Raw genomic sequence first — 15,889 nt, forward strand, 5'->3', positions numbered from 1 at the left:
CAGCCTCGGGGTCAATGCCATAGAACTCATGCCTGTCAACGAGTTTGAAGGGAACAGTAGCTGGGGATATAACCCGTCGTTCTACTTTGCACCCGACAAGTATTACGGACCTAAAGATGAGCTGAAAGCATTTATCGATGCCTGCCATCAACGCGGAATGGCCGTGTTAATCGACATGGTGCTGAACCATTCTTACGACCAGTCGCCATTCGTTCAGCTTTATTTTGATGGTGACAAGCCCACCGACCAAAATCCCTGGTATAACCGTGAGCACAATTTCACCAACCCCGATGCCCAGTGGGGTAACGACTTCAACCATGAAAGTCTATACACCCAGGCGCTTATCGACAGCATCAACAGTTACTGGATGCAGGTTTACAAGGTTGATGGCTTCCGTTTCGATTTTACCAAGGGATTTGGCAACAACATTAAGGGAAGCAACGATCCCTGGGGGTCAAACTACGATGCCGACCGTATTGCCCTGCTGAAACGTATGGCGGATGAGATTTGGGAAAGAAACCCCCATGCTATTGTCATCCTGGAACATCTGGCAGTTAACTCTGAAGAAGAAGAACTGGCTGATTATGGTATGCTGATGTGGGGCAATATGAATTACAATTACGGGGAAGCCGCCATGGGTTACAATGAATCAGGAAAGTCGAATTTTTCCGGAATTTCTTATAAAAACCGTGGATGGAGCAATCCTCACCTTATCGGATACATGGAAAGCCATGATGAAGAAAGGCTGATGTTCAAGAATGTTTCCTATGGTAATTCTTCGGGTTTTTATGATATACAGGATACCGTCCGTGCCCTCGAACGCATGGGGCTCGTATCCAGTTTCTTCTACACGGTTCCCGGTCCCAAGATGATATGGCAGTTTGGGGAGCTCGGTTACGATTATTCCATTGATTACAATGGCAGGCTGGGAGAGAAGCCCGTTCGCTGGGATTATTATCAGAATTATTACAGGAAATACCTGCACGATGTGGTTTCGTCACTGCTCAAGCTACGTAAGGAGCATGACGTGTTCCGTACAACGGATTTTGATTTGAGCGTTAGTGGAGCATTGAAAAAGATGCACCTTAACGGAACGGAAATGAACGTTTGCATCGTCGGTAACTTTGATGTGATAACAGGCTCTATTGATCCGGATTTCCAGCATACAGGATGGTGGTATGATTATTTTCGCGGCGACTCCGTTGAAGTTATCAATGTGAATGCCCAGCTTACCCTCCAACCCGGAGAATACAGGATATATACCGATATCAGGCTGGAGACACCTCAGATCAATACCGGTATTTTTACACAGGATATCACGGAATATGATCTGATCAATTCCCTGTTCCCCAACCCGACAAGCGGGGAGATCAATATGATCCTGAACATACCTGAAACAGGGAATTATTCATTCAGCATTTATGACATCACAGGAAGAAGGGTTTTCAGTGAGTCGGAAAGGACTTTTTCCAAAGGCTTGAATTATCTCAACACCGATCTTCAGGATCTTGAAAATGGGTTGTATTTCCTGCAGATATCTTCCTCTGATCATACAGAGACTGTAAGGATCATCAAAAACTAATCTGTGTAAATATGTGTTTTTTTACCACAGATTACACAGATTAACACAGATATGTCGCTCCAGCCCCGTTAGGGGCGGAATATTTATAGAAAAGCAGGGCAAAACCAAAAATTAAGCCCCATAGGGGCGAAACAAATATGGAAGCCCTGCTTTTATTGATTATAATGTTGGAATTCCCATTCAATTGCATCCTGTTTCCCTAAATTCCTTAAATTTACTTTTTAATCCAAAATCCAGGAGATAATCTAATTACATCCAACATGAACACAAAGATGAAGCCCCAACTCAGTTTCTGGCAGATCTGGAACATGAGTTTTGGATTTCTGGGGATACAGTTTGGTTTTGCCCTTCAGAATGCCAATGTCAGCAGGATATTTGAGACTTTAGGTGCAAGGATAGAAGACATCCCCATACTCTGGATCGCAGCCCCTGTGACAGGGTTGATCATTCAGCCCATCATCGGTCACATGAGTGACAAGACATGGTGCAGGCTTGGCCGCAGGCGGCCGTATTTTCTCATAGGTGCGATCCTGGCTTCTATAGCTCTGTTTATCATGCCCAATTCCCCGGTTTTATGGGTGGCTGCCGGGATGCTCTGGATCATGGATGCCTCCATTAACATCAGTATGGAGCCATTCCGGGCCTTTGTAGGGGATATGCTTCCCTCGAGACAGCGGACCATGGGCTTTTCCATGCAAAGCTTCTTCATCGGGACCGGAGCCATCATCGCCTCGGCACTGCCCTGGATGATGACCAACTGGTTTGGCATCTCCAATGTTGCCCAGGAAGGGGCGATCCCTCCTTCCGTGAAGTTCTCTTTTTATATAGGTGGCATCATCTTTTTCCTGGCAGTATTGTGGACGGTCGTGCGCACAAAAGAATATTCCCCGGAAGAGATGGAAGCATTCTCCAAAGCGGAAGAGGGACTGAAAAATATTCCTCAGTATGATGAGTCTCCAACGAAATCATCGAAACAAATTAACCGGGGCTTGCTGTGGTTTTTAATCAATGCCGGACTCTTCCTGGTGTTTTACTTTTTTATTTACATGGATTACGGGTTGGGAGTGTTCTTCGGGGGCGGAGCCATTTTCGGGATACTCCAGATCTTGTCGGGATTGCTTACTTCAGGGGGAAAGACAACAAACGGCCTTGTGGTCATAATCAACGATCTGTACAAGATGCCGAAGACCATGAAGCAGCTTGCCATCGTTCAGTTTTTCTCCTGGTTTGCATTGTTTTCCATGTGGATATACACCACTGCCGGGGTGACAGGAACCAAGTACGACATGAAGATCGACCGTACGACATTCGATCGTCTTGAAGCCGCTGCTGCCCATGCCTCCTCCCTTCCTGAAGCTGCATCCTGGGATAACCTTACAGGGATTCAGGAAGACCTGGGTCTGATGAAGAAGAAATTTAAAAAGCAAGAACAGGTGATGATCACGATGCGTGTTGTGAAGTTCTTTGCGGAAAAGGAAAAGATGGAAAAGCTGGGATTGGAGCCGGGCACGCTGGAGCGCCTGGAGCATATTCAGAAGGAATACAATACCGGTGCCGACTGGGTAGGGGTGTTGATGGCCGTGTACAATGGTTTTGCCGCGATCATGGCCTTCCTCCTCATGTGGATGGCCGGGATCACCAGCCGCAAGCGGGTGCATGCCATCAGCCTGGTGATCGGAGGCGTGAGCCTGGCCTCGTTTTATTTTATTGCCAACCCCACCATGCTCATTATTCCTGAGCTGGGCATAGGACTGGCCTGGGCGTCTATCCTGGCTATGCCTTACGCGATTCTCACCGGCTCTTTGCCGGCACATAAAATGGGTACGTACATGGGGATCTTTAACTTCTTTATCGTGATCCCACAGATCACCGCCGCCGCCATCCTGGGTTTTTGTGTGAGGGAACTTTTTCATAACCAGGCAATTTTTGCGCTGGTGCTGGGCGGTATTTCCATGATCATTGCAGCAGTATTGGTGCTGTTTGTGGATGATGTGGATGAAGGGCGATGAATGTGCGATTCTGAATTCTGTATGTTCAATTTACAATAGGATATTCAATTTAAAATTGAATATGTACAATGCATTGACAATTGAATATTGTTCATTGGAAATCCCATTGAAAATACAGAATACAGAATACAGAATTGTAAATCATTCCCTTTCTTTAACATTATATTCATTCTCCACCAGCAAATCCGCCATCGGCTTCAGCGACTGCACCACCTGGTGCTCTTTTTCCAGCACCTGCATGCGAAACTCGTTTTGCGGTTCTTTACCGCGGACAACCTGGGCTTTCTTGGTTTCGTGGTAGGTGAGGGTGATGAAGACGCGCAGGTTTGCGTTTTCGGTTTTTATGGCATACAGCCCGTCGATGATGAGCATGTCGATGCCCTTGAAATTGGTGATGAGCTCATCTACCTGCTCGGTGACCAGGTCTACGCAGGGCATATGAGATATCCGGTCGTTTTTAAAGTCGTCGATGTTCCGGTAAATCGTATCCCAGTCGTATTCATTAAGCCCGACCGCCTCGCTCACTCCGTGCTTTTTCCGCCATTCGGTTCGTTCGAGGGGAAGCACCTTGTAATAATTATCGATATGCATCGGCTTGGCTACGATGCCCAGCTTTTTTAATCTTTTAGCTATGACATGGGCCAGCTCGGTCTTGCCCGATCCTGATTCGCCGGAGATGGCGATGATGAATTTGCTGTTCTTTTCCTTTGGAATATACTCCAGGATGGTGTCAGCGGCACGTTCGTGCTTTTCGGTGATGAGTAATACGTCTCCTAACATATGATTTCTTTTTACCACAGATTACACGGATTTACACAGATTAATGAATTTTTCTGTGTTCCGGGCGCCTGTCTGGTTATTTATTAAAATTAATCTTTTTGAATTTATTTGAACTGAGTTTGATTACTTTGTCTTTCACAATTATTTTTCCCGGATTCGATACCCTGATTTCAAGGTGATCTTTGAAAATCCTGCATTCGTAGTAATTATCCCTGAAATGGAAATTGAATGCTATACTTCTCCAGTGATCGGGTAAATCGGGGCTGAACACAGGCACCTCATGTTTCAGGTTCAGACCGGCAAAGGTGTTGAGGGCGATTAACACCGTTCCTGCCATCACCCCTGCATGAATGCCTTCCCCGGTGGTTCCTCCTTGAATGTCAACATAATCGCTTTGCAGGGCATCATCGTATAGTTCCCAGGAAAGTGCTTTGTCGCCCACCAGGCTTGCCAGGTAAGCATGCACCACCCGGCTCAGCGTGGAGCCATGGGATGTACGCTGAAGGTAATAATGCAGGTTTTGTTGGAGGTAATCCTCCGGCAATTCGTATTTCAGGTCTTCCAGGATGCGGTCAACATCATCCTTGTCGAGGTTGTAAAAGGTCATCAGCGTATCTGCCTGCTTGGCCAGCTTATAATCGTCGGCCGATTTTCCTTCAGCTTTCAGGATGCGGTCCATCCTGTATATGTTTCCGTATTTCTTCCTGTAATATTCCCAGTCCAGCTCTTCGAGCTCAAAATACCCGTCGAACTGTGCGATGATCCCTTCTTTTGAAACACACAGGGCCAGCTTTTCCGTGATATCTTTCCAGGATACCAGTTCCTTATGATCCAGCCCGATGGATTTGCTCAGCTTTTTCCTTGCTTTTTCGTCCAGTGATGCCCAGTAATCCAGCGCTTTTTCCATACACCAAACCACCATCAGGTTGGTGTAGGCATTGTCCTTGATTCCGCCTTTTTCCGAATCCTTGTATTTTTCATGGAATTCATCGGGGCCCATGACTTCTTCGATGGAATACCTTCCTGTTTTGGGATTTTTCACCGTTTTGGATGCCCAGAAACGGCAGATCTCAAAAAACAGTTCGGCTCCTTCCTTTTTCATGAAGGATTTATCATCCGTGTAATGATAGTACATCCAGGTGTTGTAGGCAATGGCCAGAGACACGTGGCGTTGGAGGGAGCTGAAATCCGGTCCCCATTCGCCGGTGAGCGGGTTAAGATGGATGATCTGCGTTTCTTCCCGGCCATCGCTCCCGCTTTGCCAGGGGAACATGGCACCCTGGTAACCATATTCTTTGGCATATTCCCGGGCTGTATCCAGTCTGCGGTAACGGTATTCCAGGATGGACCTGGCCACTTTCGGGAAGTGCATGTAATAGAAAGGCAGAATGTACAACTCATCCCAGAAGATATGCCCGCGGTATGCTTCCCCATGCAGTCCGCGAGCCGGGATGCCTGCGTCAATGTTTTTATTATGTAGCGAGGTCGTTACCATGAGATGGTAAATATGCATCCGAAGCAGCTTTTGCGCCAGCCTGTCACCTGTTACCTGTATATCGGCTTGCTGCCATATTTTATTCCAAGCCAGGGCGCTTTCTTCATAGATTTCATCAAATGAGTGCAGGCGGTTGAGATGCTTCAGTGCGGCATGCTCCGGATCGTCCACTCCATCCTTGCCCGAGCGGAATATGCTGACGAGTTTCTCAAGCTCAAGTCTCCCATCCTGGGGAACATCCACCTCATACTCCCGGAATGCCCGGCTGGTGGATAACAATACTGTTTCATTGGGTTCAGTCAAATCTCCGTTGAGGAATACCTTATTTTTCACTGCTGTGCAAAGGGTAATGCCGGATTGCACCGTTCGTAACGTGACATTGATCTTTTCTCCGCTTTCCCCTTCATTTCCTATTGAAAGGTGGTTCTGGCTGAGCTGTTTGTAACGCTCCACACCGGCATTGATCAGGTCTCCGTCGATGCCGCTCTGCAGGGTAATGCTACCGGCATAGTTCAGCGGGGTAATGCTGTAACGGATGGCGGCTGCATGCGGATCGTCCATGCTGGCAACTCGCCTGGAATCAACACGGGTCAGCCTGCCTTTGCTGTCTTTCAGGATCATATGCTTGTAAAGAAGGCCCGTTCTGAAGTCCAGGTTGCGGTAAATATCCACTACCTCGCAGTTGTTGGCATCCAGCCATTCTTCCCCGTTGATCCTGAATTTCACCGGCAGCCAGTTGGGGCAATTCACCAGGTCTTCATTTTCGATATCGCGATCGCCTACTTTGGAGATCAGTCGGTTATACACGCCCGACATATAGGTTCCCGGATAGTTATGATCACCGGCGCCAATTTCTTCCATGGCTCCTCGGGTGCCAAAATAGCCGTTACCCACAGCGAGCAGGGATTCTCTTGATTTTTCCTTCGAGGGTCCGTAGTCGCGGTATGTCACCGACCAGGAATCGGCTTCCAATCCTTGTTTAAACCATTCCACCAGGCCTTTGAACCCGATGCCGGCAATATCATCTACCACGATGTCGGCTCCGGCACGGTAAAGTTCTTTTTCATTTTCTTCCCGTGCAATACCCAGCACAAGTCCGAAATTCCCTTTCCTGCCGGCTTCAACACCGGATACGGCATCTTCTACCACCACCGCAAGGTCATATGGAACACCGAGATTATCGGCAGCGGTCGTAAAAATGTCGGGTTCGGGCTTGCCTTTCAATCCCAGCTCTGCCGATACAACGCCATCAACACGGGTTTCGATCATATCGAGTAAACCGGCAACCTGGAGTACTCTTTCACAGTTCTTGCTTGAGCTGGCCACCCCGATCCTGATCCCTTTCTCTTGGAGTTTTTTCATGAGGGCGACGGTCGAATCATAGGTTTCTACGCCTTGTTCGTCGAGCACTTCATTGAATGCCTGGTTTTTCCGGTTGCCGAGGCCGCAAATGGTCTCGGCATCTGCCGGGTCACCGGGGTCCCCGTAAGGGATACTGATGCCGCGTGATCCCAGGAAATCCTGGACACCTTTATAACGCGGTTTGCCGTCTACATGCGGGAGGTAATCACCGGCATGTGTGAACTCTTTAAAAGGTTCATTGTGTTCCTGTTCCCTTTTTCTGAGATATTCATCGAACATCTTTTTCCAGGCGGCGCTGTGCACCAGGGCGGTTTTGGTGATGACACCATCAAGATCGAAAATAACGGCTTTGAAAGGGTACTTTGAATTCATATCATTTTATAAATAAATCTGTGTAAATCTGTGTAATCTGTGGTGAGTCTTTTACCACAGATTACACAGATTTGCACAGATTAGGTTAAAAACCAATAATAAGCATATGGCTCGAGAACGATGGTATTATCTGCCACATCCCTTACCACTTTTTGTCCCAGGAGGTCCAGCTCAAAGTCGGCCAGTACTTTTTCGGGATAAATAACCGGGATGGTTTGTTCTGAGAGGTTTTGTATGATCAGGACCCGCTCGCATTTATGGGTTCTCAGGAAAGCTACAATCTCATCGTCATTAGATTTTCCGATTTGCTGAACCACTTTCCATTCCAGCTTACCCCTGCCGAAGGCGGCATGTTCCTTCCTGGTGCGTATCATTTTGCTTACCCTTTGGTACACTTTATAACTAAAGCTTTCAGGGTCATTCAGTTCCTTGTTGATCTCTTCCCAGTCCATACGTCCCCTTACCAGGAAGCGGGTATCGTCTTTGCCTGTCATTTTGATCATTTCGCGGTAGTAATCCATATCGTTGGCTTTGCCATATTCATCGCCGTAATAGATCACGGGGGTTCCGGGCAGGGAAAGCATGAGGGAGTATGCTGCGCTGATCTTCCTGACATCCATCTGCATAAGTTCGGAGAGTCTGGCAGAGATCCCTTCCCCTACGCGGAAATCCCATTCGGGTTTGTGGCAATAGTGTTCATGGATGTATTTCCGGTCTTCCTCGCTGATGTATACCAGTTCCAGGCTGAGTTCATCGTGGCAACGCAGGAAGGTAAACCATTGGGAAGAAGGTGGAATTTCGGGAGTAGTTGATATATCCAGTGTTTTAATGACTGGTTCACGGCTTTGCTGGGCGATGGCCTTGAACATCTGAGGCATCAGCGGGAAGTGATATCCTGCATTGCATTCTTCCTCTGTTTCGAGGTAGCGGACAATGTCTTTGGGTTTCTGGCAGGCTTCGGCGAGCAGCAGGGTGTTGGGTCTGGCGTACTCGATCGCTGCCCGGAAGAAACGCACGATGGTATGGGTCTGGGGCAGGTTTTCACAGTCGGTGCCTTTTTCTTTCCATAAATAGGGGATGGCATCTGCACGGAAACCATCAACGCCCAGTTTCAGCCAGAAAAGGAAGTTGGACGACATCTCCAGCAGTACCCTGGGATTCCGGTAGTTGAGGTCGGGCTGAAATTCGAAGAAACGGTGAAAATAATACCAGTCGCTGTCGCCATCCTTTTCCCAGTTGCTGGGGCACATGCCTTTGAAGAGCAGCCGGGCTTCTTTGTATCTGTTGGTGTCTTTGCTCCAGATAAAATAATCGCGGTATGGGTTATCTTCCGATTTCCTGGCTTCCCTGAACCAGGAGTGCTGGTCAGAGATGTGGTTAATGGCTATATCGAAGATCACCTTTATATCTTTCTTATGGGCTTCTTCCAGGAAAGATCCGAAGATCCTGGAGGAGTCTTCAACAGAATAGGGGCCTTCAGAACCCAGTAAATCATCACGGATCTTACGATAGTTACTGATATCGAAGCCGGCGTCGCGCATAGGAGAATCCAGCACGGGAAGGAGCCAGAGACAGTTTACCCCCAGGTTGCCGAGATAGTCCAGTTTTTCTTTTAATCCGGCAAGATCATGATTAAAAAGGTCTACATAAAGGGAATAGACGATAGCGTCTTTATACCATTCGCTTTGCTGTGGAGGCCCTGTTTCAGAAGCTGTTTTTTCCAGGTCTTCCATGAATGATTGCAGGAGGGCGTTTTCCTGTGAGCCATACAGCTCCTCCCAGCATTCTTTCATGATTTGGATTTGTTTTTCTTTCATGCTGATGGTTTAGCGTACAAAAATAATGGGTTATGGGGAGATTTTCAGTTAGTTTTAATGTGAAAGATAATAAATTTTTCATTGCGTCAATACAGGACTTATGTTTCTATTTTTCGTCCTTTATGTTTTTAGGCTTATCACAGACTAGTACCATAAGGAACTTAATATGATTAGATCTCTGGTTTCAACAAGTCAAACAGAGAAGGGGGTATTTTCTATGCTTTCAATGGTTCAGTTTTTTTTTAAAAATAATGCTAATAAGTAATTCCAAAATTTCTCGAAAATCAATTGAATATATAAATACAAATCATATACATATAAATATTAGGTTATTTGTGATCCTATTTCATGTTTTCAAGTATATTAGTCAGAAATACGTGCTTTTACGTTGAATATTAGAGTGTTAAACGTTAGTTTTTTAATACGTAATTTCCTCACCTTGGCTATAGAAAATACGTAATTTCCACACCATTATTTGTTTACATTTTTTTCGATATATGGGTAAAATTACCCATTGGAAAACATATCTAAAATTATTAAAATTGTTAATTATTATTAGCTCCTTATTACAATCCTAGGCCTGGATTAGTCTTTGACTATTTATACTTCTATTATCTACTCATTTCACTTTTCTCTCTGTAAATAAATTGACCCATGGGAATTTATTTACGAAGTTTCATAATTAATATTTTATTAACATTTAATTTTAAAATCATGAGAACATTATTTGTATTTATTATTTTACTGGCAACCCTTTGTGTTTATTCACAGAGCAATTACAATGTGATCAAACAGGAGGGTGATTTACAGAAAGCCACAGTAACCCAGCTTGGTTTAAAAAATACTTCGGATGTTTATCAAACCAACAAACTTCATGAAGCAGTTGTGAATCAAACAGGTGCAAATAACACTTCTGAGATTGATCAGTTCAGAACGGTTTGGGATTACTATCTTGATGTCGCAACAAGGGCAACAGTCAATCAAACCGGTTCGAAAAACACTTCGAAAATTTACCAATACAAGGGGACATATGGTGGAAATACAAACTGGAGCCTGGCTACAGTAACTCAGATTTCACCAAATGGATCGGTTGGTAATATTGCGGAAATTGATCAAAACGTTTGTGATTATGCTACTGCTTCAATTTATCAAAATGGCTATAGTAATAATGGCAAAACAAAGCAATTGGGTAATACTTCTTGGGCCACGATATATCAGGATGGTATCAACAATGAAGGCATCCAGTATTTGTGGACAACACAGACGTATGCAGACATAAAACAACTGGGAAACAACAACAAAGGTTATCAAACCACTTTAACACCACCAGTAGGAAAATCAAAATTCTGGATTTATCAGTTCGGAAACAATAATTACTCCGATCAGGATATTCAGGGGACTGCCTGGGGTTATGCAGACGGTAATAATACCATGACCAGCGATCAATATGGAAATAACAACTATTCTGCGCAGTATATACTGGGTGGAGATAATACGGCTGTTGTAAAGCAGGTTGGCGACTACAATGACAATGAAGTCCAATACAATCCTGCCCCAAATACCAATGTTGAACCATCATTTGATGCATATTATATGCAATACCAGAATGGTTATTTTAATTATGCCAAGATTGACCTGGACGGATCTTATAACCACACAGCCCAATATCAGTTAGGAGATTATAACTGGACGTTCATGTACCTCAGAGGTGATAAAAACAACAGTGCCCAGCAGCAGGAAGGCAATTGGAATAAATCGGATATCTACATTTATGGTAATAATAATTATGCCATGACCAAACAGGTTGAAGATACCGATTATGATCCTGGTTATTATCATAATATTGCTTTAATAGTCCAGGGAACAGCCAACTTGCCTGTTAAACTGAATTGTGCAGGGATTGACCAGGACGGACAAGGCAACCAGGCCTTCATCTATGAGTATTCAAACAGTAACTATTCCAACATTGTACAGATGGGAAATAATAATTATGCATACGATTACCAGAAATAATTTGGGATAGCAGAACAAAAAACCCTGAAACCTCAATAGGTTTCAGGGTTTTTTATAAACTAAACTGCTATGATAATCGAATTATTATATCAGGAAAAGTCTATTTCTTTTATAGCATATCCTCAACAATAATCCCATCCTGGATTTTAAGCCAGCCGAAGAAAACAAGGATTAGTGCAATGATAGACAGGATTGACCCAATGATTCCTCCCAAGGCAGGAATCAATCCGAAGATATTTTCCAGGACTGCCAGGATCATTGCGACGATTAGCATCATTGCGCCTCCTTTACCTGCTTTGCCGATGCTGACCGATGACCGCAGGGTGATGAACCCTATCATTTCCACGACAAATGCGATAATAAGGACAATGGAGGCTATTAATCCCATCAGTGGGATGATGTCGAAAATGAAGCCTACAAGACCAAGGATAGCGGCAATGATCAATAATTTTACAGCCGATTTTCCTTTTTGGTCCAGGCCTTCCTTAAGCTTTGAAAGTCCTATAAAGAACAGGATGATTCCGAATATGGCAGCCAGGCCGGATGCCCAGTTACCGCCGATACCGTTAAACATTTGCAGTAAAGTTCCTGAAAGAATGAAGGTTACTGCCTTGATGGTTTCTTTTTTTTCCATTTTTATTGATTTTAAAGGTTATATAAAAGGTTTTGTCAGTTTTTCATGAACCAGATGGATATATAACTGTCTTTGTCCGGAACAGGATAATCGCTTACGTTGGTGATCCAGCGTTCCTCGTGCAGAGCCCCATCTTTCCGGGTCTGTATGTAATAATTGTAAAATATATTTTGAAAGTGTTCTTCATTTTCGGTTTTAAAGCGTATGGAGTTTCCGGATATCTTTTCGAGTGGGATGCTGTCGAGTTTGAATATAGATTCGTAGTGTTTATGTGTGGCAAAGGGTGCACTGCTGTCATTAAAGATCCAGCTACGGCTGTAGATGATATCCTTAAGCACTTTGCCATTGGTGCTGACAGTCCCGCTTATTGAATAGTAATTTGTATCGTATTTTGCTTCATGGAACCAGATCAGCATGGTAAACTGGTTTCCGTTCCATTGGATGCTTTCATCGTAAACACCTAAGCAGTTTCCGAAGGTGTAATAATCCCGGTAATAAAAAAACTCATTGGGTGGGGCCATCCAGTGAAGCAATTCACGATCCTGCTCTTCGTACCAAACCTTGAAGCTGCTGGAAAAATGGTTAGCATCTTTGATGGAATCAACCAGTGTGCTGTTGCCGAAGGGGCCATCGGCTTTATACAATGTATCTTTCAGTTTTATAACATCCAATCCCCAATCGGCTTCATCAAAGAATTCCATTTGTATACCGAGGTTGACATCCAGTCCGGAGCAAAGCACCCACCATGGGTCTGCCAAGGTATTGACAGTTAGTTGTCCGTAAAACTTTTCACTGATCTTGGGCGATAAGATCCTGTCGATCATCATCCGGATCTGGGGCCTGACCCATACCTGGAAATCTGCTGAAGAAGAACAGGTTGGTTCCTGCCCATTGATTGTTTTAACGACGTCTGCATGGGGAGTCCAGTTATTGAGATAATACGTAGCTCCGGTTTTCAGGGTGAATTCCTGGTGTATGGAAGTTGTAATTTGTGATTGCAATTCAACTGAAGCGCCTGCGAAGACATCCATAACCGGGGTTAAAATGAAGGGTACACCTCCAATGACCATGGGTATGCTTGGAAATTCATGGCTTAGGAGTTTGACTTCATCCTCCCACGTCAGGATATCGAAGGTGCAGGAACCCTGCAGGTCGATTTGTTCACCGATATCATTGTTGTAGCTGAATTTATGCAGACTGAAGTTTTTTATCTGAACGGTACCGTAAATTGTAGCTCCAAGGGTGAAGTCTCCCGTAACCCTGACTACATTATTGCCATTCTGATAAAGAACTTTGTCGATATGGTACATGGCTTCCATTCCGTTCTCTTTTAAATCAGTACACTCAATTCCCTTATCATGGTAAATGGTTTTTGCTCCTGTAAAATCCAAGGGGAAATTATAGTCTGCTCTTCCTTGATTAATGGCTTTGATAAGACTGGAAAATTTCGTGTAAATGATAATCCAGATGCCATTTTTCTGTTCATCGATCCCGGTAATCTCCCTTATGTATCCCCCATCAACCGGGAGTGTGATCACATCTCCGACTTCAAAGGAATAGTGATCCAGGATTTCCTTTTTAAAGGTAATGGTGACATTGCTTGTATCGATCGACTCCAGGTACCGGTCACAATCATCCTCAGTAACGACTTTGGTGGTGGGGGGGATGATGGGATCGAAGTTCTCTTCCTCTGCGACTTCTTCGCTGTCATGATCTTTTTTACAGCCGGTACTTGCAATCGCAAAAGAAAGGATGGCAAGTAAGCAGGTTTTCCATAAAAGTGTTTTTTTCATTGTATTGGGGTTTAAATGGATTCGTGTCAAATATATTACATTCCCAGGCCAATTGAGGGTTTCGTGAGTCCGGGTTTATAAAACAGGACTAAATGTTGATTCTTTTCTGTATGGTTATCCGGGGCAAATTGGCTATATTGCAGGAAATCGGTGAACAGGCTCATATGAAGAGTATCCTTACATCTTTCCTGATGATAATTGTAATGATCCTGTGTAAAGAAGTAAGCGGGCAGGAAAAGGTACACGATCTTTTAACATATCGTTATGATCAAATGTTAAAGGTATACAGGTTTGAGCGCGATAAGTTTATTCCCCGGAGGGAATACCTCGAAAACCTTAATACGGATTCAACCCGGGCTGTAATAGAAGATTTGAAGAAGTTAGTTGATTCGTCGTATAAGGCTGGTTTGAGGAAACTCAGGTTATCAGCATTTTTTGAGACCGGATTCTTATACTTCCTGCTTGATGAGAATGACTCCGCTATTTCGAACCTGAACAGGGCCATTGAACTTGTGGATAAATCTCTGTCGCCATGGGAATATGCCATGATCAATGCGCTGGCCGCAGAATCCTGTAAGAGAAAGGGGTATTTCAGTTTATCGAACGAATACAACCTGAAGATCTTAAGTACACCGGAATATTATGCAGATACTTTCCGACGTGCTTCCACTCTGGGTTTCCTGGCAGAGAATTATCAAAGCCTGCTTGAGTTTGAAAAGTCGATGGAATGCTGCAAGGAATCGTTTAGCCTGTTTTCTGCGATACGGAATTATTCGCATGCATCGTACCAGTTGGTAATATTAGCGGGTGTTTCCAAGCAGATGAACCCGGATAGCAGTTTCCTGGAATACCTTCGCATGGCAGTAGCACTTTCAAAAAAGACGGATGATTCTGCCCGGATAGCAAATAATTTGGTGAATCTGGGCAAGGGCTATTTGTCGGCAGGGGAGTATAGAAAAGGGCTGAAGTATTTGCTGATAGGTTGGAAGATTGACAGGCAGGTGTTTCCACACCGGGATATTTATGCTTCCAGGGAAATATCCCATGCTTATCTGATGCTCGACAGCCTGGAAAAAGCAGAATACTTTGCCCGAAGGGCATTGGGTTTATCCCGGAAAATCAATGCCGACAACTGGCTGTTCCTTTCCAGTTCCTCTCTGGCGAACGTTTTCAGCAGGTCGGGAAAGCTTGATTCTGCCCGTTACTACCTGGAACAGGCTATTATGCTTGCAAAATCAACCGGAAGGAAGGTATCGTCACCGGGTTTATATAATATAATCTCTGATGTATGCCTGAAAATGGGCGATTATGAGGCGGCAGCCTTTTATCTTGACACCGCTTATCATCATTATCGAATGGTTATAAACATGAATAACCAGGATGAACTTTCCAAAATGAGGGCGGAATTTGATTATGATCTTCAAAAGGCGAAAATCAATGAGCTAAAAATCTGGAACAGCCTGGAAAGAGAAAAAAACCGCCGTTATGTGGTAATCATTATTACTGTTCTGCTGGTGTTGCTGCTGAGTATCGGTTTCATCTGGGGCATACGTATACAATATGCCAGGCTGAAATCATCCTATTTTAGTCTGGTCAGGAAAAACATTGAGCTGGATAAGTTAAGCGGTCGACTCAGAATCCTGGAAAAAGAGCAAAAAGTCCATGAACCTGTACGTAATGAGGACCGTATCCTGGATCAGGTGAAAGACTTGCTTGATAATCAGCGAATTTACCAGGATCCTGAGATATCCCTGATAAAACTTGCCGACAGGGTTGGCACAAATACGAGTTATTTATCTTCGATCATCAATACTCATTACCATGTGAATTTCAAAACGCTGATCAATAAATACCGGATCGATGAAGCACGGGCGCAGCTTGTATCCGGGAAATTCGACAATTACAGTATTGATGGCATAGCCCGGGAGGTGGGTTACCGTTCCCGGTCCAACTTTTTCCAGATGTTCAAACAGATCACCGGCGTAACGCCCGCCGTTTACGTTCAGAATTACCAGCAGGCTTTGGGTAATAC

Annotated in this window: 9 protein-coding genes; 4 read left to right on the forward strand and 5 right to left on the reverse strand. The window is 44.5% G+C overall.

Annotation, left to right across the window (positions count from 1 at the left end):
* Together KKA81_11555 and KKA81_11560 are read left to right on the forward strand one after the other, a co-directional pair.
* Positions 1-1,582 (forward strand): T9SS type A sorting domain-containing protein (locus tag KKA81_11555; protein MBU2651563.1); only part of this gene is annotated, 1,582 nt, incomplete at its 5' end.
* 272 nt (positions 1,583-1,854) lie between these two features.
* Positions 1,855-3,591: an MFS transporter gene (locus KKA81_11560; protein ID MBU2651564.1), complete on the forward strand. Its 1,737-nt coding sequence runs from the start codon at positions 1,855-1,857 to the stop codon at positions 3,589-3,591.
* Positions 3,592-3,732: 141 nt separating this feature from the next.
* Here the strand turns inward: KKA81_11560 and KKA81_11565 are convergent, their stop codons facing one another.
* The 3 genes from KKA81_11565 to KKA81_11575 all read right to left on the reverse strand — a co-directional run bounded on the left by KKA81_11565 (position 3,733) and on the right by KKA81_11575 (position 9,417).
* Complete coding sequence (locus KKA81_11565) at positions 3,733-4,371, reverse strand: uridine kinase (protein MBU2651565.1); 639 nt, start codon at positions 4,369-4,371, stop codon at positions 3,733-3,735.
* Positions 4,372-4,447: 76 nt separating this feature from the next.
* Complete coding sequence (locus KKA81_11570; GenBank protein MBU2651566.1) at positions 4,448-7,600, reverse strand: HAD-IA family hydrolase; 3,153 nt, start codon at positions 7,598-7,600, stop codon at positions 4,448-4,450.
* 80 nt (positions 7,601-7,680) lie between these two features.
* Positions 7,681-9,417: an alpha-glucosidase C-terminal domain-containing protein gene (locus KKA81_11575; GenBank protein MBU2651567.1), complete on the reverse strand. Its 1,737-nt coding sequence runs from the start codon at positions 9,415-9,417 to the stop codon at positions 7,681-7,683.
* Between the two features lie 714 nt (positions 9,418-10,131).
* Here KKA81_11575 and KKA81_11580 point away from each other — a divergent pair.
* Complete coding sequence (locus KKA81_11580; protein ID MBU2651568.1) at positions 10,132-11,430, forward strand: hypothetical protein; 1,299 nt, start codon at positions 10,132-10,134, stop codon at positions 11,428-11,430.
* Between the two features lie 109 nt (positions 11,431-11,539).
* Here KKA81_11580 and KKA81_11585 read toward each other — a convergent pair whose 3' ends face one another.
* Both KKA81_11585 and KKA81_11590 read right to left on the reverse strand, forming a co-directional pair.
* Complete coding sequence (locus KKA81_11585) at positions 11,540-12,064, reverse strand: hypothetical protein (GenBank protein MBU2651569.1); 525 nt, start codon at positions 12,062-12,064, stop codon at positions 11,540-11,542.
* Positions 12,065-12,099: 35 nt separating this feature from the next.
* Positions 12,100-13,857: a hypothetical protein gene (locus KKA81_11590; GenBank protein ID MBU2651570.1), complete on the reverse strand. Its 1,758-nt coding sequence runs from the start codon at positions 13,855-13,857 to the stop codon at positions 12,100-12,102.
* Between the two features lie 92 nt (positions 13,858-13,949).
* Between KKA81_11590 and KKA81_11595 the strand changes: the two genes are divergently transcribed.
* Positions 13,950-15,889 (forward strand): helix-turn-helix domain-containing protein (locus KKA81_11595; protein ID MBU2651571.1); only part of this gene is annotated, 1,940 nt, incomplete at its 3' end.

Source organism: Bacteroidota bacterium (genome assembly GCA_018831055.1).
Taxonomy (GTDB): Bacteria; Bacteroidota; Bacteroidia; order Bacteroidales; family B18-G4; genus M55B132.